This window comes from Pseudomonas sp. IT-232MI5 (genome assembly GCF_949767845.1).
In the GTDB taxonomy this organism is placed as follows: domain Bacteria; phylum Pseudomonadota; class Gammaproteobacteria; order Pseudomonadales; family Pseudomonadaceae; genus Aquipseudomonas.
Genome location: NZ_CATKQE010000022.1, coordinates 440,603 through 463,144 on the forward strand (window position 1 = coordinate 440,603; position 22,542 = coordinate 463,144).

Here is a 22,542-nt window from a genome sequence, read left to right on the forward strand (position 1 = left end):
ACGCTCCCACTTACACAACTCAAGCCAAGAGGAATCGATATGTCCCTGCCCAGCGAAATGACCCGAATCGAAATCACCGAGCCCGGTGGACCCGAGGTCTTGCAACCCCGCCGCGTACCGCTGCCAGTCGCCGCAGAGGGCGAGGTGTTGATCCGCGTACACGCCGCCGGAATCAACCGGCCGGACGCCTTGCAGCGCGCCGGCAAATACCCGATGAAACCCGGCATGAACCCGATTCCCGGGCTGGAGGTCGCCGGTGAAGTCGTGGCGCTCGGGGCGGGTGTCAATCAGTTCGCCGTGGGCGACAAAGTCTGCGCGCTGACCAATGGCGGCGGTTATGCCGAATACTGCGCCGTCCCCGCCGGCCAGACCCTGCCGATTCCCGACGGCCTGGACTGGGTGCACGCCGCCGCGATCCCGGAAACCTTCTTTACCGTATGGGCCAACCTGTTCGGCCTCGGTGGCGCCAGCCGTGGTCAACGCGCATTGATTCATGGTGGCACCAGCGGCATCGGTACTACCGCACTGATGCTGTGCCGAGAATTCGGCATAGAAGCGTTTGCCACCGCCGGCAGCCCGGACAAATGCGCAGCGATCAGCAACCTTGGCGGCTTGCCGATCAACTATCGCGAGGAGGAGTTCGCCAAGGTCATCGCCGATAAAACCGCAGGCCAGGGCGTCAATGTGATCCTCGACATCATGGGCGGCTCGTATCTCAACGATAACGTCAGCTCTTTGGCGATGGATGGCCGTCTGGTCATGCTCGGTTTCCTCGGCGGCGCACGGGCCAACGACTTTGACCTGCTGGCAATGATGGCCAAACGCGCGGTGATCACCGGCTCCCTCTTGCGTGCCCGTACCGCTGCCGAAAAAGCCGCGATTGCCGATCAACTGCGCGAGCACGTATGGCCAGCACTGTCTGCCGGGCGCTGCCTGCCGATGATCGACAAGGTTTATTCACTCAACGACGCGGCTCAGGCTCACGCACACATGGAGGCTGGCGACCATATCGGCAAGATCGTGCTGCAGGTCGTGTAAGTCTTTGCAGCATTTGGTAATCGTTGCGCCGGGGCGGTGGTCGAAAAACTCACGCGCAGACCGAGGCATCTGGTAAAAAGCCTTCTTTGTCTGCGCCTGGGTGAAACGTTTAATGTTCCTGTCCTTCATGACGCGTCTGCGACGCCGCCGTTTGGCGTTTGCCTGCATGGCCGCGCTGATTATCGGCGTGCCGACCAGTTGTGCCGTACTCGAACACACCGAACGCAAACTGCTGTTTCGCATCGAACCGGGCACTGCCGGTTGGTATCGCGGCTTGCCCGGCAGCGTGCAGGAACTCGACCTGCAACCGAAGAGCTTCAAGGCCGGGGAAAACATTCATGCCTGGTGGTGGCCGGCGGAAAAGGCCAATGCGCCGGCCATTCTCTATCTGCATGGCGTGCGCTGGAACCTCACCGGGCAGTTGTTCCGCATCGAACAATTGCGCGCGGCGGGTTATTCGGTGTTGGCCATCGACTATCGCGGTTTCGGCAAGAGTCACGGTGATCTGCCATCGGAAAGCAGTGTCTACGAAGACGCACGCGTGGCGTGGGAGCGCTTCAAACTGCTGCAACCGGACCCGGCCAAACGCCTGATCTACGGGCATTCCCTCGGTGGTGCTGTGGCGATCGATCTGGCCGCAGAACTCGGGCAGACCGCCGCCCGCGATCATTCCGCGTTACCGGTGCGCGGGCTGGTGATCGAGTCGACTTTCACCACGCTGGCCGATGTCGCCGCCTCCGTGGCCAATACTTCACTGCCGGTGCGCTGGCTGCTGTCGCAAAAATTCGATTCGATCGACAAGATCGCCGACATTCACATGCCGCTGCTGGTGGTTCACGGTCTGGCTGATGCTTTCGTTCCTCCGCGCTTCAGCGAGCAACTGTTCAACGCCGCGCAACAGCCCAAGCGCCTGTTGTTGGTGCCAGGAGCGACGCACAACAACAGCATGGCGCTCGGCGGGCAGAATTATCGCAAGGCGCTCGACAGCCTGATGCAGAGCAAACCAGCGCCGCGGATGGCCGGACCGGCGACCGTGCGCAGCGGGCGGGACACTTAACGGTAACCGCGCGCCTGCAAATCGAACAGTTGCGCGTAATGCCCCGCAGCGGCGACCAGTTGATCGTGGCCACCCTGCTCCAGAATCCGGCCTTGTTGCAGGACGATGATGTGGTCGGCATTGCGCACGCTGGAAAAACGATGGGAAATCAGTAAGGTCATGCGCCCTTCGCTGTGCTGGCTGAAATGCTCGAACACCGCCGCTTCGGCCGCCGGATCAAGGGCGGAAGTCGGCTCATCGAGGATCAGAATGTCGGCCTCACGGCGCATGTACGCGCGGGACAAGGCAATTTTCTGCCACTGCCCGCCAGACAATTCCTGGCCACCGGCAAACCAGCGTCCCAATTGCGTGGCATATCCCTTGTCCAGTCCTTCGATAAAGGGCGCCGCCATCCCTTGGGCAGCCGCCTCTTTCCATCGTTGCGAATCGTTGAACGCCAAGGTATCGCCGACGCCGATGTTTTCTCCGACGCTGAACTGATAGCGGATGTAGTCCTGAAAAATCACGCCAATACGTCGACGTAACGCGGTCTCCTGCCAATCCTGCAAATCACTGCCGTCGAGCAGGATGCGCCCTTGATCAGGACGATAGAGCCGGGTCAGTAACTTGATCAGCGTGGTCTTGCCTGAACCGTTCTCTCCGACCAACGCCATGCTCTGGCCTGGCACCAGTTGCAGGTCAATATTTTCCAGTGCCGGTCGACTGGCACCCGGATAACGGAAACCGACGTTTTCGAAACGCAAACCATCGCCCGGGCAGGCACCGACCGTCAGGTGGCCGCTATCGACCTGAACCGGTTCGGCTAGATATTCATAAAGACTGGTCAGGTAGAGGCCGTCTTCGTACAGGCCGCTGATTGCACTCAGGCTGCTGCTCACCGCGCTTTGGCCTTGCTTGAACAACACCAGATACATGGTCATCTGGCCAAGACTGATCTGGCCATGCACAGCATCAATCACCACCCAGGCATAGGCCACGTAAAAAGCCGCCGTACCGAGCAGACCGAGGCCGAAACCCCAGCCGTCGCGCCGCAACGTCAGGCGTCTATCTTCGGCATACAACCTGGCGAACGTGTCGCGGTAGCGTTGCAGCAACAGTGGTGCAAAACCGAACAGCTTGACCTCTTTGATATAGGTTTCGTGGGACAGCAAGGTTTCGATGTAATTCTGCTGCCGACTCTCCGGCGCGCGGCGGGTGAACAGGCGAAAGGCGTCACCGGAAAAATGCGCCTCGGCAAAGAACACCGGCAATGCTCCGACCACCAGCAGCACCAGCGCCCAAGGGGAAAAGTGCACCAGCAGCACACCAAAGCTGATCAGCATGATCAGGTTTTGAATCAAGCCCAACGACTTCATGACCAGCGCCAATGGCCGGGTCGAAGCCTCGCGACGGACACGCACCAGTTTGTCGTAGAACTCGGAGTTTTCGAACTGCACCAGTGACAGGGTCTGTGCTTTTTCCAGGATCAGCGTATTGACCTTCTGCCCTAGCTGCACCCGCAACAGCGACTGCTGCACCGAGAGCGCCCGTTGCGTGCCGGACAACAGCGCCAACACCCCGGCCTCCAACAAAACGTAACGCAACACCGGCCACAACGGCGCACTGCCGTGTTGCGCGTGCAACTGCATCGCTGCGACCACGGCATCGACAATTCGCTGCCCCAACCACGCCGCCAGTGCCGGCAGCAGCCCGGCCACCAACGTTGCCAGCACCAGCCCCAGAAACAAGCCACGCGATGTCCCCCAGACCAGGCGCAAGGCGCGCTGCGCCTGATCGAACAAGGACGTGAAGCGTGATAGATCAGGCATGGGGCGTTGGACTCTGCAGGTGATGGTGATGCGTCATGGTACTCCAGCGCTTGGACTGAATTTCACACAACGACCGCGTTATCGTCGAAGCGCTTTTCAGAACAAAAACATCTGGAAGACTCAGGCCTTTCCGGCGTCCAACGCTCTGCTATGTTTTAACCGCCTAACGCGGAACCCGGCGAACACCCGCCATGCTCCGCGCCTGACTGCCGGGAGCAGAGACATGAGAATCGACCCGTACCTGATCTTCAACGGTGACTGCCGCGAGGCCTTCACCTTTTACCAGCAAGCCTTGCAAGGAAAGCTCGAAGCGATGATGACATTCGGCGAGACACCCGCCGCCGAACATGTGCCCAAAGAACACCACAATCTGATCATCCACACCTGTCTGAAAGTGGGTGATCAGATGATCATGGCCTCGGACACCACACCCGACCGCCCGACTCAAGGCATGAGCGGCTGCTCGATTTCGCTGAATGTCGACAGCATCGCTGAAGCTGAGCAGGTGTTTAACGCTCTGGCCAAGGACGGTCGCATCGATATGCCGCTGGAGGCGACTTTCTGGGCGGTGCGCTTTGGCATGCTGGTGGATCGTTTTGGCGTATCGTGGATGGTCAATTGCGAAAGCGAAAAATGAGACAAACTTTTCGCCAGGCATGAAAAAGCCCAACCGGTTCAGGTTGGGCTTTTTGCTTCAGCGCTGGGCCAGTTCGTGGCGTACGCATTGTTCATAATAGGTCTGCTTGACCGCTGCGGGTTTGAGCTTTGATGGACTGTCGTAGGTCTGCTCGGTGATCCCCATCGCAGTCATGCGCATCCACGGCTGCTGGAACTTGCGCACCTGCAGGCGTTTGCGCGCGCCATACAGCGAAATCCCCGCAAGCTTCGACTGCTGCGCGCCGGCGGCGATGTCCGAACCCCATACACAGGCAAAACGATGACTCTTGCTCAACTCTTTCGCCTGAACCCCACAGGCGATGACAGCCAGGGAAAGCGTTGCAACGGTTATGACAATCGTCCGCATATAGCCAACCTAACCTTTTGAAAAAAGGCGATTTTGCCGGGGAAGCGAAAGTCCGGGGGCCAGCAATTTGCCTTCTCGCCACTCGTCCGGTGGCCCGCACCTTTCGCCTCTCAGCACTTCCAAACTGAACACCCCTCAGTGGAGCGTACAGATAATGAACAAGAATATTGCTGCCCTGTCCCTCGCCAGTCTGCTGCTCATTGGCCCTGCCTGCACATTGGCTGCCGAGGAGACTAACGCTGGGTCTGCTGCCCCGCCGACCGCCCTGCCAGGAGTCAATTCCGGCAGCAAACAATCCAATGAAGAAAAGGCGAACAAGAAAGGCGAGGAATCGTCAGGCGGCAACGCAGGCGCGCAATCGCACGAAACGGAAAAGGACGCTGCGACTTCGAGTGACTCGGATGACATCAAGAAGAAGCCTGCACAATAGCCGCTCTTTTTCCGTCTCGCGGTGAGCTCCAAACATTGCAACTAGCGAGCCTGGCACCATGAATACACGCTAGCCGCGCTGGCATCGCATAAAGGGACACGTACTGAAAAGGCCAATACTGAATGCATTGGCCTTTTTAAATGAATTATACGACCGGGACAGAGTAACTCTGATAGTCGCCCAGTGGCACCTCCTGTTTGTGCTCGCCCCAAGCCCCACCCTTTATTGATTTGTAGTACCAGAAAAACCCACCGACAGCACAGCTGCCAAAATTAAAATCGAACGAAACATGAGACCATCATAATCCCGCACAAATAGAAACGCCAAGAACCACTCTTAGTTCGTGAACTTGTCCTTTGTATATTGAGTACCAATGGGATCACCAAGAGAATTTGTCGGTGTTAGTGTCCGTCCTCCTGCAGAAACAAACCTAAGTTGGAGGGAACCGTCATTGTCATCAAGACCGTCAAACGTGTCATTGATCATCATCCACACATCCTCACCACCGCTGAACGCCCCTCGCAGACCCAGCGCCTCTGGCGATCCATGCTCACCGACTCTGAATATTGCCTGCCCCACTATTGCCTTCTCGCCGCTATAAGGATATTTCTTGTCCCCCTTATCAATATTCATAATGTAGTAGTTGCCCTTGCCTACACCATATCCTTTAGCATCACAGGTTCTGGCGTCTCGCTCGCGAGTATTGAAGCACCATGTACCATCTGCATAAAGATTGCCTGCCGAAGGGATTTTCCCGATACGTTGCCAGCCTTTATTCGCATGAATTTTACTTTCCATTTAGCAACACCTCATCAACAAAGAATAGAATTCTGCCTGCAGCAAAAAAACTATAGTTCGATATTTTTTGGCGTCAAATAAACTTACGACCTATACACTTCTATATACCAGAGCTATAAAGCAACATCAGCACTATGGCGCTATTTCGAAAGTGTTAAGTTGTTAAAGCAAGAGACTTGATTACCCCCAAAAGACGCGACACGCTGGAAGTAATGTCGTCTGACATCGGAAATAATGGCTTTCATCGACATCTTGCCTGCCTGAAGCGCAATGAGTCTGCGGATGTCCGCGTTGGTGATGAGGTTACTCGCTGAGCATGCATTGGTGCAGTCGTGGCGAATACGACCGCATGACCCACGCAACCCGATGTCGCAGCTTTTGGCTGAGTCGGCATCGAGGTCAATCAGTTCGCGAGGACCGGCTCTGATCATCTTGAGGAGAAAACGAGATGCCCCCCGCAAATTCCCCACGCATGAAAAAGCCCAACCTTTTCAGATTGGGCTAAGTCATTGAATTATATGGTCGGGACGGAGTGATTCGAACACTCGACCCCTAGCACCCCATGCTAGTGCGCTACCGGACTGCGCTACGCCCCGACTGGTCTTGCAACTCGTTCTTCATCTCGAAGAACGCTCAAGAATATAGCGCAAGCGTTTGAAAACTGGAAGTATTCAAACGCTGCTTTTTATTTCTTGAGAACCACCAGTACATCTTCCAATTCGGCAATCATTTGCCGAATCATCTGCTTGTATTGGGTCGTGTCGTCTTTGGCTTCGTCGCCGGACAAACGCAGGCGTGCGCCGCCGATGGTGAAACCCTGATCGTAAAGGAGCGCGCGGATCTGCCGGATCATCAGCACGTCCTGGCGCTGATAATACCGGCGGTTTCCGCGGCGTTTGACGGGGTTGAGTTGAGGAAACTCCTGCTCCCAGTAGCGCAGCACGTGTGGCTTTACGGCACACAGCTCGCTGACTTCACCGATGGTGAAGTAGCGTTTGCCCGGGATGACGGGTAGTTCGTCGTTATGACTTGGTTCCAGCATAAGCCTCAACTCGGGCCTTCAACTTCTGCCCTGGACGAAAGGTGACCACACGGCGAGCCGTGATCGGGATTTCTTCCCCCGTTTTCGGGTTGCGGCCAGGCCGCTGGCGTTTGTCCCGAAGGTCGAAATTGCCGAAACCGGACAATTTGACCTGCTCGTTGTCTTCAAGAGCGTGCCTGATTTCCTCGAAAAACAGTTCTACCAATTCCTTGGCTTCCCGCTTGTTCAGGCCCAGCTCTTCATACAGACGTTCCGCCATCTCAGCTTTCGTCAAAGCCCCCATACGTCACTTCCTTAACGTGGCGTTCAACCTTTGTTCGAGCGAGGTGAGGATATTTTGCGTCGTCGAATTCACCTCATCGTCATTAAGAGTGCGCGATGGATGCTGCCAGGTCAAGCCAACTGCAAGGCTTTTTCTATCAGGATCAATACCTTTACCCTGATACACGTCAAACAGCCTGAGATCTGTGAGCCATTCGCCTGCATTTTCACGGATTACGTCCAGTACGGCTGCAGACGCGACGTCTTTGTGCGCAATCAGTGCAAGGTCACGACGCACTTCAGGAAAGCGCGACAACTCATGGAATTTCGGCATTTTACCGAGTGCCACTTCTGCCAGAACCAGTTCGAAAACGAAGACCGGACGATCCAGACCCAAGGCTTTCGACAATTCCGGGTGGATGGCACCGATGAAGCCGACTTCACGCCCTTCGCGCTCGATGCGCGCGGTTTGACCCGGGTGCAGCGCCGGGTGTTTGCCCGGTGCGAAGGTGAACGAATCCAGTGCACCGGCAAAGCCCAGTACGGCCTCCACGTCAGCTTTGACATCGAAGAAATCGACGGTGTCGCGACCTTGTGCCCAGCCTTCCGGCAGACGGCTACCGCAAACCACGCCGGACAGCATCGGCTCTTGCTTCAGACCTTCCAGCTGACCAACGAAGCGCAGACCGCTTTCGAACAGACGCACGCGATCTTGCTGGCGGTTGAGGTTGTGCTGCAGCGCTTTGACCAGACCCGGCCACAGCGACGAACGCATGGCGGCCATGTCATTGGAGATCGGATTGGCCAGCAACAGCGGCTCGACGCCCGGGTTGAACAGTTCGAACTGACGCGGATCGATGAAGCTGTAAGTGATCGCTTCCTGATAACCACGCGCTACCAACAGACGACGCAGTTCCGGCAGATCGCTACGCGCTTCAGCCTTGGCTTGCGGCGCCAGACGCGCTTGCGGGTAACGAACCGGCAGACGGTTGTAGCCGTACAGACGGGCCAGCTCTTCGATCAGATCGACTTCCAGGCTGATGTCGAAGCGATGGCTTGGCACTTCTACTCGCCACTGGCCTTCACCGTCGGCAGCAATGCCAAGACCCAGGCCGCCGAGCAAACGCTCAACCTGGGCGGAATCCATTTCCATACCGAGCATCTGAGTGATGCGCTGGGAACGCAGAGTGATCGGCGCGATCGACGGCAGATGCTGCGCACTGACGGTCTCGATGATCGGGCCGGCTTCACCGCCAGTGATTTCCAGCAGCAGGCCAGTGGCGCGCTCCATGGCTTCACGGGCCAGTTGCCAATCGACGCCACGCTCGTAGCGGTGCGAAGCATCGGTGTGCAGGCCATAGGAACGGGCCTTGCCCGCCACTGCGATCTGATCGAAGAACGCACTTTCCAGAAATACGTCGCGAGTGGTCGCGGAAACACCACTGTGCTCACCACCCATCACACCGGCAATCGCCAGCGCGCGAGTGTGGTCAGCGATCACCAGCGTATCGCTACGCAGGCTGACTTCCTGACCGTCGAGCAGCACCAGCTTCTCGCCCTCTTCCGCCATGCGCACACGGATGCCGCCATTGATTTCGGCGAGATCGAAGGCGTGCAGCGGCTGACCCAGTTCGAGCATCACGTAATTGGTGATGTCGACGGCAGCGTCGATGCTGCGCACGTCGGCGCGACGCAGACGCTCAACCATCCACAGCGGCGTCGGCCTGGACAGATCAACGTTGCGGATAACGCGGCCCAGGTAACGTGGGCACGCGGCAGGCGCCAGCACTTCTACCGAACGCACTTCGTCGTGCACGGCAGGAATGGCCATGACCACCGGACGGGTCACCGGCGCGTCGTACAGCGCGCCGACTTCACGAGCCAGACCGGCCAGGGACAGGCAGTCGCCGCGGTTCGGGGTCAGGTCGACCTCGATGCTGGCGTCTTCCAGATCCAGATACACACGGAAGTCTTCGCCCACCGGCGCATCAGCCGGCAGCTCCATCAGACCGTCGTTGCCTTCACCGACCTGCAACTCGGCTTGCGAGCACAGCATGCCGTTGGACTCGACGCCGCGCAGTTTGGCTTTCTTGATCTTGAAGTCGCCCGGCAGCTCAGCGCCAATCATGGCGAACGGAATCTTCAGGCCCGGACGCACGTTTGGCGCACCGCACACGACCTGGAAGGTTTCCGCGCCATTGCTGACCTGGCACACGCGCAACTTGTCGGCATCAGGGTGTTGCTCGGTGCTCAGCACCTCGCCCACGACCACGCCGCTGAAAACACCGGCAGCCGGAGTCACGCTATCGACCTCCAGACCAGCCATCGACAAACGAGCAACCAGCTCGTCGCGATTTACCTGCGGGCTAACCCAGCCACGCAGCCATTGTTCACTGAATTTCATCCTGCTCTCCTAAGAATTCGTTACGACTAGCGAAATTGCGCGAGGAACCGCAAGTCGTTGTCGAAGAACAGACGCAAGTCGTTCACGCCGTAACGGAGCATGGCCAGACGCTCGACGCCCATGCCGAAAGCAAAGCCGGAGAACTCTTCCGGGTCGATGCCGGACATGCGCAGCACGTTGGGGTGAACCATGCCGCAGCCCATCACTTCCAGCCAGCCGGTTTGCTTGCAGACACGGCAGCCTTTACCGCTGCACATCACGCATTCCATGTCGACTTCAGCGGATGGTTCGGTGAACGGGAAGTACGAAGGACGGAAACGTACGGCCAGCTCTTTTTCGAAGAACACCCGCAGGAATTCTTCGATGGTGCCTTTGAGATCGGCAAAATTGATGTCGCGATCAACCAGCAGGCCTTCGACCTGGTGGAACATCGGCGAGTGAGTGATATCGGAGTCACTGCGATACACGCGGCCTGGGCAGACGATGCGGATCGGCGGCTGCTTCGATTCCATGGTGCGGACCTGTACCGGCGAGGTATGGGTGCGCAGCAGCATGTTGGCATTGAAATAGAAGGTGTCATGCATCGACCGGGCCGGGTGATGGCCTGGGATGTTGAGCGCTTCAAAGTTGTGATAGTCGTCTTCGACCTCAGGGCCTTCGGCAATGCCGTAGCCGATGCGGGTGAAGAACTGTTCAACACGTTCCAGAGTCCGGGTCACCGGATGCAGACCACCGGAGGTCTGACCACGGCCCGGCAATGTCACGTCAATGGATTCGGCAGACAGTTTGGCAGCCAGTTCGGCTTCTTCAAACAGAGCCATGCGCGCATTGAGAACGCCTGTAACACGTTCCTTGGCAACGTTGATCAGCGCACCGACTTGCGGACGCTCTTCTGCCGGCAAATTCCCCAGGGTCTTCATCACCTGAGTCAATTCACCCTTTTTGCCAAGGTATTGAACCCGGATTTGCTCCAGGGCATTGATATCTTCAGCGCTTTGCACAGCCTCTAGTGCTTGAGAGACCAGCGCATCCAGGTTTTCCATGTACAGACTCCAGATACAAAATAGGGGAAGAGCTTGAAGGCTCTTCCCCTATTTAAGACGTTTACCACCTGGCCCCACGGAAGTGAGGCCGGGTGATTGTCGGGGGTACTTAAGCCAAGGTGGCTTTAGCTTTCTCGACAATCGCAGCAAACACCGCTTTTTCGTTCACTGCCAGATCAGCCAGAACCTTACGGTCGATCTCGATGGACGCTTTTTTCAGGCCAGCGATGAAACGGCTGTAGGACAGACCGTTAACACGAGCACCAGCGTTGATACGAGCGATCCACAGAGCGCGGAACTGACGTTTTTTCTGACGACGGTCACGGTAGGCGTATTGGCCTGCCTTGATTACCGCTTGCTTGGCAACACGGAATACGCGGGAGCGTGCGCCGTAGTAGCCTTTAGCAAGTTTCAGAATTTTTTTGTGACGCTTACGGGCAATGACGCCACGCTTTACACGAGCCATGAGTTACTTCCTCTATTCTTGACTAAAATTAACGAAGGCGCAGCATGCGCTCGACTTTTGCCACGTCAGACGGATGCAGCAAGCTGCTACCGCGCAGTTGACGCTTACGCTTGGTCGACATTTTAGTCAGGATGTGGCTCTTGAAAGCGTGCTTGTGCTTGATACCGTTAGCAGTTTTCAGAAACCGCTTAGCAGCACCACTTTTGGTTTTCATTTTTGGCATGTTCGGATACTCCGCATTCAGTTGATAAACATAATCAGAAGGCCTGCCGTGCCCTGTTGATTACTTCTTCTTTTTCGGGGCGATGACCATGATCAGCTGGCGTCCTTCCATCTTAGGATGCTGTTCGACCGAACCGTACTCGAGCAGGTCAGCTTCAACCCGCTTGAGGAGTTCCATCCCCAGCTCCTGGTGGGCCATCTCACGGCCGCGGAATCGCAAGGATACCTTGGCCCTGTCCCCATCACTCAGGAAACGTACCAGGTTGCGCAGTTTTACCTGGTAATCCCCTTCCTCCGTCCCTGGACGAAACTTGATTTCTTTTACCTGAATCTGCTTCTGGTTCTTCTTCGCCGCGGCAACCTGCTTCTTCTTTTCGAAGATCGATTTGCCGTAATCCATCACACGGCAAACCGGTGGGATTGCGTCTGCGGAGATTTCCACCAGATCAAGCTTTGCTTCTTCAGCAATACGAAGCGCTTCATCAATCGAGACGATGCCAATCTGCTCGCCATCAGCGCCAATTAACCGAACCTCGCGTGCCGAGATATTCTCGTTGATCGGGGCTTTCGGTGCAGCTCGTTTATCTTGTCTCATTTCACGCTTAATAATAATTACTCCGAATCTGGGCGACCACGCCGGGAAACCGCTTGCGCGAGAAACTCAGCGAACTGGGCGACGGGCATCGAGCCCAGGTCAGCACCTTCACGAGTACGCACAGCGACAGTCTGCATCTCGACTTCCTTATCTCCGATAACCAAAAGATAGGGAACCTTGAGCAAAGTATGCTCGCGGATTTTAAAGCCGATCTTTTCATTTCTCAAGTCGGACTTGGCACGAAATCCGCTTTCGTTGAGAGTTTTTTCAACTTCTGCAACAAAATCTGCCTGTTTATCAGTGATATTCATGATCACCGCCTGCGTTGGCGCGAGCCAGGCAGGGAACGCACCTTCGTAGTGCTCGATCAGAATCCCGACGAAACGCTCGAAGGAACCGAGGATCGCACGGTGCAACATCACTGGGTGTTTGCGGCTGTTGTCTTCAGAGACGTATTCAGCGCCCAAACGGACAGGCAGGTTAAAATCGAGCTGCAGAGTACCACATTGCCAGACGCGGCCGAGGCAGTCTTTCAGCGAGAATTCGATCTTCGGACCGTAGAATGCACCCTCACCCGGCTGCAGATCGTACGGCAGGCCCGCAGAATCAAGGGCTGCAGCCAGTGCGGCTTCAGCGCGATCCCACAGTTCGTCGGAACCGACGCGTTTTTCCGGACGAGTGGACAGTTTCATCTCGACATCGGTAAAGCCGAAGTCACGATAAACGTCCATGGTCAGCTTGATGAACGCTGCGGATTCGGCCTGCATCTGCTCTTCAGTGCAGAAGATGTGGGCGTCGTCCTGAGTGAACGCACGTACGCGCATGATGCCGTGCAGCGCACCCGACGGCTCGTTGCGGTGGCAGGCACCGAACTCGGCCAGACGCATCGGCAGTTCGCGGTAGCTCTTCAGGCCTTGGTTGAACACCTGCACGTGGCATGGGCAGTTCATTGGCTTGATGGCGTAGTCGCGGTTTTCCGACTGGGTGGTGAACATGTTGTCGGCGTAGTTGGCCCAGTGCCCGGATTTCTCCCACAGGCTGCGGTCAACGACTTGAGGAGTCTTGATTTCAAGGTAGCCGTTATCGCGCTGGATCTTGCGCATGTATTGCTCGAGCACCTGGTACAGAGTCCAGCCGTTCGGGTGCCAGAACACCATGCCCGGGGATTCTTCCTGGGTGTGGAACAGGCCCAGACGCTTGCCGATCTTGCGGTGATCGCGTTTTTCAGCTTCTTCAATGCGCTGGATGTAAGCCGCCAGCTGCTTTTTGTCTGCCCAAGCGGTGCCGTAAACGCGCTGCAACTGCTCGTTCTTGGCGTCGCCGCGCCAGTAGGCACCGGACAGTTTGGTCAGCTTGAAGGATTTCAGGAAGCGGGTGTTCGGCACGTGCGGACCGCGGCACATATCGACGTATTCTTCGTGATAGTACAGGCCCATGGCCTGCTCGTTCGGCATGTCCTCGACCAGGCGCAACTTGTAGTCTTCGCCACGGGCCTTGAACACTTCGATCACTTCAGCACGCGGAGTGACTTTCTTGATGACGTCGTAATCTTTCTCGATCAGCTGCTGCATGCGCTGCTCGATAGCAGCCATGTCGTCCGGCGTGAAAGGACGCTCGAAGGCGATATCGTAATAGAAGCCTTCGTCGATGACCGGCCCGATGACCATCTTCGCAGTCGGGTACAACTGCTTGACCGCGTGGCCAACCAGGTGGGCGCAAGAGTGACGAATGATCTCCAGCCCCTCTTCATCCTTTGGCGTGATGATTTGCAGGGTCGCGTCGCTGCTGATGATGTCGCTGGCGTCGACCAGTTGGCCATTGACCTTGCCGGCCAGAGTGGCTTTGGCCAGACCGGCACCAATGGATGCGGCGACCTCGGCTACGGAAACCGGGTGATCGAATGAACGTTGACTGCCGTCGGGAAGAGTAATAGTTGGCATGGCGCCTCCTCTCCTAGTGGTGACCCCTACCAAAGGTCACGTGGGTTGGGATGAGCCAGTACAAGATCCGATCCAGGCCATTCAATGACGAACGCCTGCCTTACAGCGGCAGGAGCCTTGCGGCCAACCGGAAAACCGAACCAGAGTGACTGGGATTCAAATCGAAATATTCGTACGTTGACCGCTGCCGGGACTGAAGGTCTGCCGGAGCCTGAGAACGCTTGAGCCCGGCATGCTAGCACAGATGAGCGGTCACTTATGCCTCTGTTTTGCCAGAAGGCAAATCGTCCGTTTTTATGCCAGAGTGCTGAACTTGATGGCCCCTTCAGCCCTCAGATAACAAGACATTGACCCACAAGGAGCATCCTCGCATGCGTCTGAATACCCTGTTCGCCGTCGTCGCCCCTATCGTTATGCTGCTACCGCTGAGCGCCCACGCCGACTGGCCGAAGGGCGAGCGTGAGAAGTACATGGCGCAGTGCACCCAAGCGGCAACTCCGCAAATTGGCGCTGCTGCAGCCAAATCGCACTGTGCTTGTGGTGCTGATGCCATCAAGTCCTATCCTGCCGCCGACATTCAGGCGCTGATGGACAATAAGGCCTCCCCAGAACTGCAGCAAAAAGCACTGGGTCAAATTGCCAAATGCAAGGCAAATACACCGGCGAAAAAGTGATCAAAACACCTTTCTGACCCGGCTCAGCGCCCCTGAAACGGGCTGATTTTGAGCCTTTTCAGACGATTTATGCAGGTTTTACAGGTTTTTTTATTGTCTTTACGTTCTGCCAAAAGCCTTGTAAACCGGGGCTTTCAGCCGAATCAGGCAGTAAAGAAAACACGACTGATTGGCAAACAGCACGTCCGGGGGGCTACCAAAGCGAACATTTCGACTATGATACCCGGGTGTGCCCAGTTGGCCTGAGCAGCACAGTACTGAAAAATATATGTTTCTTGGAGATACACCATGTCTAATCGCCAAACCGGCACCGTTAAGTGGTTCAACGATGAAAAAGGCTTCGGCTTCATCACTCCTCAAGGTGGCGGTGACGACCTGTTCGTACACTTCAAAGCTATCGAATCCGACGGTTTCAAAAGCCTGAAAGAAGGCCAGACCGTCTCTTTCGTGGCTGAGAAAGGCCAAAAGGGTATGCAAGCTGCACAGGTTCGCCCAGAGTAATTTCTGCGCGCACTAAAAAAACCCCGTCCATGTGACGGGGTTTTTTATGCCTGCAACAAAAGCCTTCGCTGATCAGCCGCAGTTGACGCGTGTGATCACCAGGTTGTTGTCGGTGTTCAGATTCAAGCGATCCGAGCGGTACTCGAGCGTGATCATGTCATTCGGCTTGAGGAAGCGGGCATTCTGCGCCCCGGCTTTGTTGCGCGCCTGCTCCAGCAGCTCTGGCGAAGCTTTCTTGCCAATGGCGAACTCCGCCGCCGTGGCTTCACAGCGGCTGTGACCGGCTTCGGTCGCCGCAGATTCCTTTGCCGACTCGCTGGAGGTCGTGCTGCAACCGGCCAACATGGCGGCGGCCATAAGTGCACCCAGTGTCGCGAACTTCAAAGGCATGAAGCCTCCTTGTTTTCAAAATGGTTAAGCTGAGATCGTGCGACCGCCATTCCGGCGTTTGGTTTCACGGCCAAGGCCATCACCCTGCCCCACGATTGGAAAAACGCCGAGTGTGCCTGAGCGGCATGCGTCTATTCATCAATCAATCGTGACTGAATATTAACGGCGCTCAGTAGACGTCGATGTAGTCATACGGTGGATTCGGCCAGTTGTCCTTCAGCGCGTTGAAAATCTGCATCACCCACACCTCATCACTGGCCGCGACATTGCCCACATACCCTGAACCCTTGGCCCAGGTTTCCAGGCGAAACAGCAAACCGTCGATATCCTGCCCACCGGTAACGCCGGAAGAAATGTAAGCGATACCGCCCTTGGTCACGCGCAGTTGCGTGTGTTCGTCATCGCTGGCCGAAGCGAGCAACTGGCGCACCGCATCGAGCGTGAGGCCGTCAGGGGTATTCAAATCGATCTGCACAGAACGGTCCTTGGAAAGCCTTGAAATACCAAGTGTCGCATAGCGCTCCGTTCATGCCTAAGTCGCAGTGCCAAATGCCCGACAAAATGGTTAACTCGAATCCATGATCTTCCGACTTTTCGAGCGCTCTCATGACCACCATCAGCATCGACGCCGCCATTAATGCCAAATGGACAGACGGACACAGCTCTTACAGCCCGGGAACCACCGAGGAGCTTGCGCTGATTGGTATCGATCTATTGGTCAAGGAGTTGGGCACTGAAGCGGCCAAGCACTTCATCAAGCAGATTTTCGAGCGTTACCCGACCGAACAGGTCGCGCATAAACACGCAGAGAAGGGATAAAACCCGCAGGCTGGCACCTGCGGGCGAATGATTTACTTCAGACGCTTCAGACGCTCGGTCAGCAAGTCAAAGAAACCCTGAGCATCGCCATTTTCAACCCAAAAAGCGTTCTTGGGTGCCTTCAGGCCGTCGTACCAATCGACGATGGTCTGACCAAAAGTCGGCCCTTCACGACTATCCACCACAACATTCACCGAACGACCGGTGAACAGTTCCGGCTTGAGCAGATAAGCCACAACGGTCGCGTCATGCACCGGGCCACCCGGAATACCGTAGTGTTCCATATCGCCTTTGATGTACTCGTTGAGGATGTCACCAACAATCTTGCTCGCGTTGTTGTTCAGTGCAGCGATCTGTTTCAGGCGCGCATCACTGGTGAGAATCTTGTGGGTCACGTCCAGCGGCAGGTAAGTCAGTTTCACGCCGCTTTTCAACACGACTTCAGCCGCTTGCGGGTCAGCAAACAGGTTGAACTCGGCCACTGGGGTGATGTTGCCTCCGTTGAAGTGCGCACCGCCCATGATCACCACTTCCTTGATGCCCTGAACGATTTCAGGCTCCTGGATCAGCGCCAGCGCCAGGTTGGTCTGCGGCCCGAGCATGGCGATGGTGATGCTGTGCGGCTTGGCTTTTTTCAGGGTATCGATCAGATAGTTGACGGCATTACCTTCAGCCAGACCCTTTTTCGGTTCGTGCACGGTGACACCCGACAGGCCTTCCTTGCCATGGATGTTCTCGGCGTAGATAGGGGTGCGCATCAGCGGCTTCGGCGCACCCGCATAAACCGGTACATCTTCGCGCCCTGCCCACTCGCGAGCGAGTCGTGCGTTACGCGACGTCTTGTCGAGGCGCACATTGCCGGCCACGGTGGTCAGCGCGCGAATGTTCAGCTCGTCCGGCGAAGCCAGGGCGAACAGCAAGGCAACCACATCATCGGCACCCGGGTCGGTGTCGATAATCAGGTCGATTTTCTCCGCCGCTTGGGCGCCGGTGGCAGTGATTACGGACAAAAGCAGAAAGCTCCGGATGAATTGATGCAGTTTCTGAGCATAGCGTTGCATGGCGCATTCCTTGTGCATGTGGAATCGAAAAATCAGAACGTAACTCCGGCGACCAGCACGATATTGCAGTACGGCTGGCATTCGCCTGTACGAACAATCGCCCGAGCCTGTCGGCTGAGAACCTTGAATTGCTCGTGACTGAGCAGATCACGACGACCGAGAGCACCTTCCTCATTCAACGCATCCAGCGTATTCAACGCGGTCGGCTGTTTGTCGAAGATTTCCTTGGCCAGTGCATGGCTTTCCACCTGCATCTCGCTGAGCACGACTTTCAGGGTGCTGACGAAATCCGGTACGCCATGGGTCAGCGCCAGATCAATCAGCTCGACACCAGGCGGCACCGGCAACCCGGCGTCACCAATGACCACCATGTCGCCGTGGCCCAGAGAAGCAATCAGCCGCGACAATGCGACGTTGAGCAGAGGAGTCTTTTTCATGCGGGTTTAAACGCCTGTACGTCGGACTGGGTTGGAATTGACGGTTGCGCACCGGCGCGGGTTACCGACAGCGCGGCGGCAATCTGTCCGTAGCGAATCGCCTCGGCCTCGGACTTGCCATTGGCCAGCGCCGCCGCAAAACCACCGACAAAAGTGTCTCCGGCGGCAGTGGTGTCGACAGCCTTCACTTTCGGTGCCGGGAAATGCTCAAAGCGTTGGCCATCGGCAAACAGCGAACCTTGAGCACCGAGCGTAATGATGACTTTGCCCGCCCCCATGGCGATCAACTGGCTGGCGGCACTTTCTGCGCTTTCCAGCGAGTCCACCGATAATCCGCTCAACACGGTCGCTTCGCTCTCGTTGGGGATCAGGTAGTCGATCGCGGTAAACCAGTCTGCCGGCAGTGGACGACTGGCTGGCGCCGGATTAAGGATGACAACTTTACCCAGCGCGCGCGCACGTTTGAGCGCATGCCCCACTGTCGCATCCGGAATTTCGAGCTGGCAGATGATCACGTCGGCGGCCTGCAGCACCGCATCAAAACGGTCGATCACTGCGGGCGTCATGGCGCCATTGGCGCCGGCGACAATGACAATGGCGTTCTGACTGTTGTCATCGACCACGATCAACGCCACACCACTGGAATCAGCGACTGTGCTGACGGCCTGACAATCGATCTGCTCGGCCAACAAGGCGTTGCGTAATTGCACGCCATAGTCGTCATTGCCAACGCAACCGACCATCGCGACCTGAGCACCCAAACGCGCCGCCGCCACCGCCTGATTGGCACCCTTGCCGCCGGAAACCGTGGCAAACGAATGACCGATCAGCGTTTCACCGCCGACGGGCAGCCGCGGCGCCCGGGTCACCAGATCCATGTTCAGGCTGCCTATTACCACTACATTTGCTGGCATACATCATTACTCGTCAATTCGGTTTCAGCGATATTCGGTGAACACGCCGGACAACGGTGCGGTCGATTCGCGCAAAACAATACTCGGGGTCACGATCCGCTGATCAGTGCCCAGATTCGGCGTAGCGATCCTTCGCAGCAGTACTTCGGCCGCCATCTCGCCCAACTGCAGGATCGATTGCCCCACAGTGGTGAGTGCCGGATACACGTAACGACTCATCTGGATATCGTCGAAACCGATCACCGACAACTCGCTCGGCACACGAACATTGCGCTCTGCCGCGGCGCGCAGCACGCCGATACCGATCATGTCGTTACCGGCAAAGATTGCGCTGGGCGGGTTACCCTCAAGCAGAATCGCCGCTGCACTGTATCCACCCGTACTGGTGAAATCACTTTCCAGCATGCGCTCCGGGCGGACTTCAACGCCCGCCTCTTTCAGCGCTCGGCAATATCCGGCCAGACGCATCTGCGCCACACTGGTACTCGCCGGACCGCCAATGGTGGCGATGTCGCGATGCCCCAATTCCAGTAAATGCCGGGTCGCGAGGTAAGCGCCGTATTCATGGTCGATACGCACCAGATCGGCATCGACACCGTCCAGACCACGGTCGACGATGACCATCGGCGTTTTCACCCCGGCCAGCCCCTGCGCCAGTCCGCTGTCACCGCCAGCGGAAGCGACGATCAAACCGTCGATGCGCTTCTCCAGCAACACACGCAAATAGCTGCGCTGCTTTTCGGGATTGTCGTCGGAGTTACAGAGGATCACGCAGTAGCCGTTACGCTCGCAGTAATCCTCGATACCCCGCGCCAGTTCCGCAAAGTACGGGTTGAGACTGTTCGGCACCAGCAGGCCAATGGTTGCAGTGGTCTTGGCCTTCAGCGAGCGCGCTACCGCACTCGGCACATAGTCGAGGCTCTTGATCGCCGCCTCGACTTTCAGCCGCACCTCCTGACTGACCGGCCGGGTGTTGTTCACCACATGCGACACCGTCGTGTAGGAAATTCCCGCGAGGGCTGCCACATCCTTGATCGTTGCCATGTTTTAGCCCCGGCGACTGGCGCGCTGACTGCGATAAGTGTCGAGCACCACCGCGATCACAATCACCGCACCGGTGATGATACGTTTGGTCGGCTCGGTCGCGCCGATCTGCGCCAGACCCGCCGCCAGCACGGAGATGATCAACACACCAAAGAAAGTGCTGATCACCGAGCCGCGCCCACCCATCAAACTGGTACCGCCAATGACCACAGCAGCGATCACTTGCAGCTCCAGACCGGAACCGGCGTTCGGGTCAGCGGCTTCCAGACGGGAAATCTGAAACAGCGCGGCGATACCGGCCAGCAGGCCCATCAAGCTGAACACCAGAATCTTGTAGGGTTTCGGATTGATCCCCGCCAGACGCACCGCCTCTTCGTTGGTGCCGATGCCGATCAGATAGCGACCGAATACGGTGCGGGTCAAAACCGCTTGAGCAATGATGATCACCAGCAAGGCAATGATGAACGATGGCGAGATGCCGAACGCGATCGGGTTCGACAGCCAGGCGAACGAATCACCGATGTACGCGGTGCGCGATCCGGTCATCTGATACGCCAGACCCCGAGCCATTTCCAGCACACCCAGAGAGACGATGAACGATGGAATCCGCCACGCAACAGTAATCGAACCGGTGACGGTACCGGCCAGTGCCGCCACCGCCATGCCGAGCAATGCCGACGGCAAAACGCCCCAGCCCCAGCCGAGAATCGCGACGCTGACGGTCGAAGCGGCCAATGCGAGCACCGAGCCCACCGACAGGTCGATGCCGCCGATGATCAACACGAAAGTCATGCCGACCGCCAGCACCATCAGGTCAGGAATCTGGTTGGCCAGGGTGCTGAAGGTGTTATAGGACAAAAAGTGGCTGCTCAAGACCGAGAACAGCGCAATCATCGCCAGCAAGGCACCGGCCAGGCCCAGATAAGTGCCCAGACCATAGAAGTTGCCACTACGTTTGCCGGCAGGAGATGCAGTTTTCATGGGAGATCCCTAGGCGCCGCTTCGTTGAGCAACGCATCACGTTTTTGGTAGCCGGCGAACGCGGCGGCAAGCAAGTCATCCTGGGTCCAGCTGTCACGCTCGAAAGTGTCAATCAGCCGCCCGGCGGACAGCACGCCGATCCGGTCGCAGATCAGCATCAGCTCACGCAGGTCACTGGACACCACCACCAGCGCTTTGCCCTGGCGCGTCAGTTCGCCGAGCAGGGCATAAATGTCAAACTTGGCGCCGACGTCGATGCCACGGGTCGGTTCGTCGAACAGCAGCACTGAACAGTCGCGCTCCAGCCAGCGGCCGATCACGACCTTTTGCTGGTTGCCACCGGACAACTCTGAAACCAATTGTGTCGGGCTCGAGCTGCGGATGCGCATGGCGTCGATCTGACGCTGCGCCAGAGCGATCTCGTCGCCGTTGTTGACGACACCGCCACTGGAAATTTCCGGCATGTTGCCGAGTGCGATGTTGGCACTGATCGACTGACTGAGCAGCAGGCCTTCACCCTTGCGGTCTTCGGTAATCAACGCGATACCGTTGCGCACCGCATCGACCGGCGAGCGCACACTGATCACTTTGGCCGGGGAGCCGAGCGCGATGGTGCCGCTGTCGGCAACGTCCGCACCAAAAATCAGGCGCAGCAGTTCTGTGCGCCCTGCCCCGATCAGTCCGGAAATCCCGAAGATCTCGCCGGCACGCACTTCGAACGAGACATCGCGCACTTTGTCAGAGCGAGTCAAACCCGTGACAGTCAGCGCCGGAGCACCGATCTTGCGCGGGCCCATGTCGATGTGCTCGCCCAGTTCGCGACCGACCATCAGCGTGACCAGTTGCTCGCTGTTGTAATTGGCCATCGGCTCGACGCAGACCAGATTGCCGTCACGCAGCACGGCGATCCGTTGCGCGACGCGGGCCAGTTCTTCGAGACGGTGGGAAATGTAGATGATCGAGACGCCGCGTGCCTGCAAGCGGGTGATCTGCTCAAAGAGCATTTCGACTTCACGTGCGGTCAGCATCGCGGTCGGCTCATCGAGAATCAGCACGTGGCAATCGCCGATCAGGTTACGGGCGATTTCTACCATCTGCTGATGCCCGATACCCAACTCGCCGACCAGCGTATCCGGATCGATCGCGTCGAGACCGACCTGCGCCATGGCTTCGATCGCGGCTTTGCGCAACTGCTTGCGGCTGATCCAGCCGCCGTTGCTTGGCAGGTTGTCGAGAAACAGGTTCTCCGCCACCGACAGGGTCGGCAACAGATTGAGTTCTTGCATGACCATACGCACGCCGAGCTCTTCAGCCTGGGTACGGCTGCCCGGACGATAGTCCTTGCCGTGGAATTGCATCTGGCCGGTGGTCGGTGTGACCAGTCCGCCAATGATTTTCGACAGGGTACTTTTGCCGGCGCCATTCTCGCCGGTCAGCGCCAGCACTTCACCGCGCATCAGCGTCAAGTCGATGCCGGTAAGCACCGGTTGCGCATAGGTCTTACCGATACCGCTGACCGAGAGGACAGCGTTCGGGGCGGAAACTGACATAAAAACTCTCCATGCGCTCGCCCGGACGGACGAGCGCCGTTGT

General features: G+C 57.4%; 26 protein-coding genes and 1 tRNA gene. 7 read left to right on the forward strand and 20 right to left on the reverse strand.

All coding sequences use genetic code 11. From position 1 onward, the window contains the following. Window positions 1–39: 39 nt before the first annotated feature. Window positions 40–1,038 carry an NAD(P)H-quinone oxidoreductase gene (locus ACM6JQ_RS15370; RefSeq protein ID WP_414894134.1) on the forward strand — a complete coding sequence of 333 codons (999 nt, stop codon included), beginning with the start codon at window positions 40–42 and terminating at the stop codon, window positions 1,036–1,038. 112 nt (window positions 1,039–1,150) lie between these two features. Then, on the forward strand, window positions 1,151–2,095 hold the full coding sequence (locus tag ACM6JQ_RS15375; protein WP_038364802.1) for an alpha/beta hydrolase: 945 nt from the start codon (window positions 1,151–1,153) through the stop codon (window positions 2,093–2,095). On the opposite strand, the gene ACM6JQ_RS15380 is transcribed toward ACM6JQ_RS15375, so the two are convergent. Next, on the reverse strand, window positions 2,092–3,903 hold the full coding sequence (locus ACM6JQ_RS15380) for an ABC transporter ATP-binding protein (protein ID WP_007913497.1): 1,812 nt from the start codon (window positions 3,901–3,903) through the stop codon (window positions 2,092–2,094). The two genes, ACM6JQ_RS15375 and ACM6JQ_RS15380, sit on opposite strands and share 4 nt — an antisense overlap. 223 nt (window positions 3,904–4,126) lie before the next feature. Here ACM6JQ_RS15380 and ACM6JQ_RS15385 point away from each other — a divergent pair, with 223 nt between their 5' ends. Next, window positions 4,127–4,540 carry a VOC family protein gene (locus tag ACM6JQ_RS15385; RefSeq protein WP_007913495.1) on the forward strand — a complete coding sequence of 138 codons (414 nt, stop codon included), beginning with the start codon at window positions 4,127–4,129 and terminating at the stop codon, window positions 4,538–4,540. A 57-nt stretch (window positions 4,541–4,597) separates the two neighbouring features. On the opposite strand, the gene ACM6JQ_RS15390 is transcribed toward ACM6JQ_RS15385, so the two are convergent. Then, window positions 4,598–4,927 (reverse strand): hypothetical protein, encoded by a 330-nt coding sequence (locus tag ACM6JQ_RS15390; RefSeq protein ID WP_007913493.1) that lies wholly within the window; start codon window positions 4,925–4,927, stop codon window positions 4,598–4,600. 154 nt (window positions 4,928–5,081) lie between these two features. On the opposite strand from ACM6JQ_RS15390, the gene ACM6JQ_RS15395 reads away from it, so the two are divergent. Further along, on the forward strand, window positions 5,082–5,357 hold the full coding sequence (locus ACM6JQ_RS15395; RefSeq protein ID WP_007913492.1) for a hypothetical protein: 276 nt from the start codon (window positions 5,082–5,084) through the stop codon (window positions 5,355–5,357). A gap of 336 nt (window positions 5,358–5,693) precedes the next feature. Here the strand turns inward: ACM6JQ_RS15395 and ACM6JQ_RS15400 are convergent, their stop codons facing one another. The 10 genes from ACM6JQ_RS15400 to thrS all read right to left on the reverse strand — a co-directional run bounded on the left by ACM6JQ_RS15400 (window position 5,694) and on the right by thrS (window position 14,128). Further along, complete coding sequence (locus tag ACM6JQ_RS15400) at window positions 5,694–6,155, reverse strand: hypothetical protein (protein WP_007913491.1); 462 nt, start codon at window positions 6,153–6,155, stop codon at window positions 5,694–5,696. A 519-nt stretch (window positions 6,156–6,674) separates the two neighbouring features. After that, window positions 6,675–6,751: transfer RNA gene (locus ACM6JQ_RS15405), tRNA-Pro, on the reverse strand. An 89-nt stretch (window positions 6,752–6,840) separates the two neighbouring features. After that, on the reverse strand, window positions 6,841–7,197 hold the full coding sequence (locus ACM6JQ_RS15410) for a MerR family transcriptional regulator (RefSeq protein ID WP_003179985.1): 357 nt from the start codon (window positions 7,195–7,197) through the stop codon (window positions 6,841–6,843). Next, a complete protein-coding gene (ihfA, locus tag ACM6JQ_RS15415; RefSeq protein ID WP_002553164.1) occupies window positions 7,178–7,480 on the reverse strand; it encodes an integration host factor subunit alpha in 303 nt (100 codons plus the stop codon). The genes ACM6JQ_RS15410 and ihfA overlap by 20 nt, the downstream gene beginning before the upstream one ends. Window positions 7,481–7,483: 3 nt before the next feature. After that, window positions 7,484–9,862, reverse strand: a complete 2,379-nt coding sequence (pheT, locus tag ACM6JQ_RS15420; protein ID WP_414894135.1) for a phenylalanine--tRNA ligase subunit beta — start codon at window positions 9,860–9,862, stop codon at window positions 7,484–7,486. A 26-nt stretch (window positions 9,863–9,888) separates the two neighbouring features. After that, a complete protein-coding gene (gene pheS / locus ACM6JQ_RS15425; RefSeq protein ID WP_003226365.1) occupies window positions 9,889–10,905 on the reverse strand; it encodes a phenylalanine--tRNA ligase subunit alpha in 1,017 nt (338 codons plus the stop codon). Between the two features lie 109 nt (window positions 10,906–11,014). After that, complete coding sequence (rplT, locus tag ACM6JQ_RS15430; protein ID WP_007913489.1) at window positions 11,015–11,371, reverse strand: 50S ribosomal protein L20; 357 nt, start codon at window positions 11,369–11,371, stop codon at window positions 11,015–11,017. A gap of 28 nt (window positions 11,372–11,399) precedes the next feature. Further along, window positions 11,400–11,594, reverse strand: a complete 195-nt coding sequence (rpmI, locus tag ACM6JQ_RS15435) for a 50S ribosomal protein L35 (protein WP_002553160.1) — start codon at window positions 11,592–11,594, stop codon at window positions 11,400–11,402. A gap of 60 nt (window positions 11,595–11,654) precedes the next feature. Beyond that, entirely contained in the window at window positions 11,655–12,206 is a 552-nt protein-coding gene (gene infC, locus ACM6JQ_RS15440; RefSeq protein WP_171057393.1) for a translation initiation factor IF-3, read from the reverse strand. Next, window positions 12,206–14,128 (reverse strand): threonine--tRNA ligase, encoded by a 1,923-nt coding sequence (gene thrS, locus ACM6JQ_RS15445; protein ID WP_007913488.1) that lies wholly within the window; start codon window positions 14,126–14,128, stop codon window positions 12,206–12,208. The genes infC and thrS overlap by 1 nt, the downstream gene beginning before the upstream one ends. A 371-nt stretch (window positions 14,129–14,499) precedes the next feature. On the opposite strand from thrS, the gene ACM6JQ_RS15450 reads away from it, so the two are divergent. Both ACM6JQ_RS15450 and ACM6JQ_RS15455 read left to right on the forward strand, forming a co-directional pair. Continuing rightward, window positions 14,500–14,802, forward strand: coding sequence for a hypothetical protein (locus ACM6JQ_RS15450; protein WP_095111728.1), 303 nt, complete (start codon window positions 14,500–14,502; stop codon window positions 14,800–14,802). 288 nt (window positions 14,803–15,090) lie between these two features. Next, the gene (locus tag ACM6JQ_RS15455; RefSeq protein ID WP_003179963.1) at window positions 15,091–15,303 is read left to right on the forward strand and encodes a cold-shock protein; all 213 of its coding nucleotides are present in this window, start codon (window positions 15,091–15,093) and stop codon (window positions 15,301–15,303) included. 72 nt (window positions 15,304–15,375) lie between these two features. Here ACM6JQ_RS15455 and ACM6JQ_RS15460 read toward each other — a convergent pair whose 3' ends face one another. After that, complete coding sequence (locus tag ACM6JQ_RS15460) at window positions 15,376–15,693, reverse strand: I78 family peptidase inhibitor (RefSeq protein ID WP_007913486.1); 318 nt, start codon at window positions 15,691–15,693, stop codon at window positions 15,376–15,378. 169 nt (window positions 15,694–15,862) lie between these two features. Further along, complete coding sequence (locus ACM6JQ_RS15465) at window positions 15,863–16,168, reverse strand: hypothetical protein (protein WP_007913485.1); 306 nt, start codon at window positions 16,166–16,168, stop codon at window positions 15,863–15,865. Window positions 16,169–16,299: 131 nt separating this feature from the next. Between ACM6JQ_RS15465 and ACM6JQ_RS15470 the strand changes: the two genes are divergently transcribed. Continuing rightward, window positions 16,300–16,512, forward strand: coding sequence for a hypothetical protein (locus ACM6JQ_RS15470; protein WP_007913484.1), 213 nt, complete (start codon window positions 16,300–16,302; stop codon window positions 16,510–16,512). A 32-nt stretch (window positions 16,513–16,544) separates the two neighbouring features. Here ACM6JQ_RS15470 and ACM6JQ_RS15475 read toward each other — a convergent pair whose 3' ends face one another. Genes ACM6JQ_RS15475 through ACM6JQ_RS15500 form a run of 6 tightly spaced genes read right to left on the reverse strand, consistent with a single transcriptional unit; the run spans window position 16,545 to window position 22,499 of the window. Then, on the reverse strand, window positions 16,545–17,573 hold the full coding sequence (locus ACM6JQ_RS15475) for a nucleoside hydrolase (RefSeq protein ID WP_007949847.1): 1,029 nt from the start codon (window positions 17,571–17,573) through the stop codon (window positions 16,545–16,547). A gap of 32 nt (window positions 17,574–17,605) precedes the next feature. Further along, a complete protein-coding gene (gene rbsD, locus ACM6JQ_RS15480; protein ID WP_007913481.1) occupies window positions 17,606–18,010 on the reverse strand; it encodes a D-ribose pyranase in 405 nt (134 codons plus the stop codon). After that, entirely contained in the window at window positions 18,007–18,924 is a 918-nt protein-coding gene (gene rbsK, locus ACM6JQ_RS15485; protein WP_414894136.1) for a ribokinase, read from the reverse strand. The genes rbsD and rbsK overlap by 4 nt, the downstream gene beginning before the upstream one ends. Before the next feature lie 24 nt (window positions 18,925–18,948). Beyond that, on the reverse strand, window positions 18,949–19,968 hold the full coding sequence (locus tag ACM6JQ_RS15490; RefSeq protein ID WP_007913479.1) for a LacI family DNA-binding transcriptional regulator: 1,020 nt from the start codon (window positions 19,966–19,968) through the stop codon (window positions 18,949–18,951). 3 nt (window positions 19,969–19,971) lie between these two features. Further along, window positions 19,972–20,949, reverse strand: a complete 978-nt coding sequence (locus ACM6JQ_RS15495; RefSeq protein ID WP_007913478.1) for an ABC transporter permease — start codon at window positions 20,947–20,949, stop codon at window positions 19,972–19,974. Then, window positions 20,946–22,499 carry a sugar ABC transporter ATP-binding protein gene (locus tag ACM6JQ_RS15500; RefSeq protein ID WP_414894137.1) on the reverse strand — a complete coding sequence of 518 codons (1,554 nt, stop codon included), beginning with the start codon at window positions 22,497–22,499 and terminating at the stop codon, window positions 20,946–20,948. The genes ACM6JQ_RS15495 and ACM6JQ_RS15500 overlap by 4 nt, the downstream gene beginning before the upstream one ends. Between the last annotated feature and the right edge of the window lie 43 nt (window positions 22,500–22,542).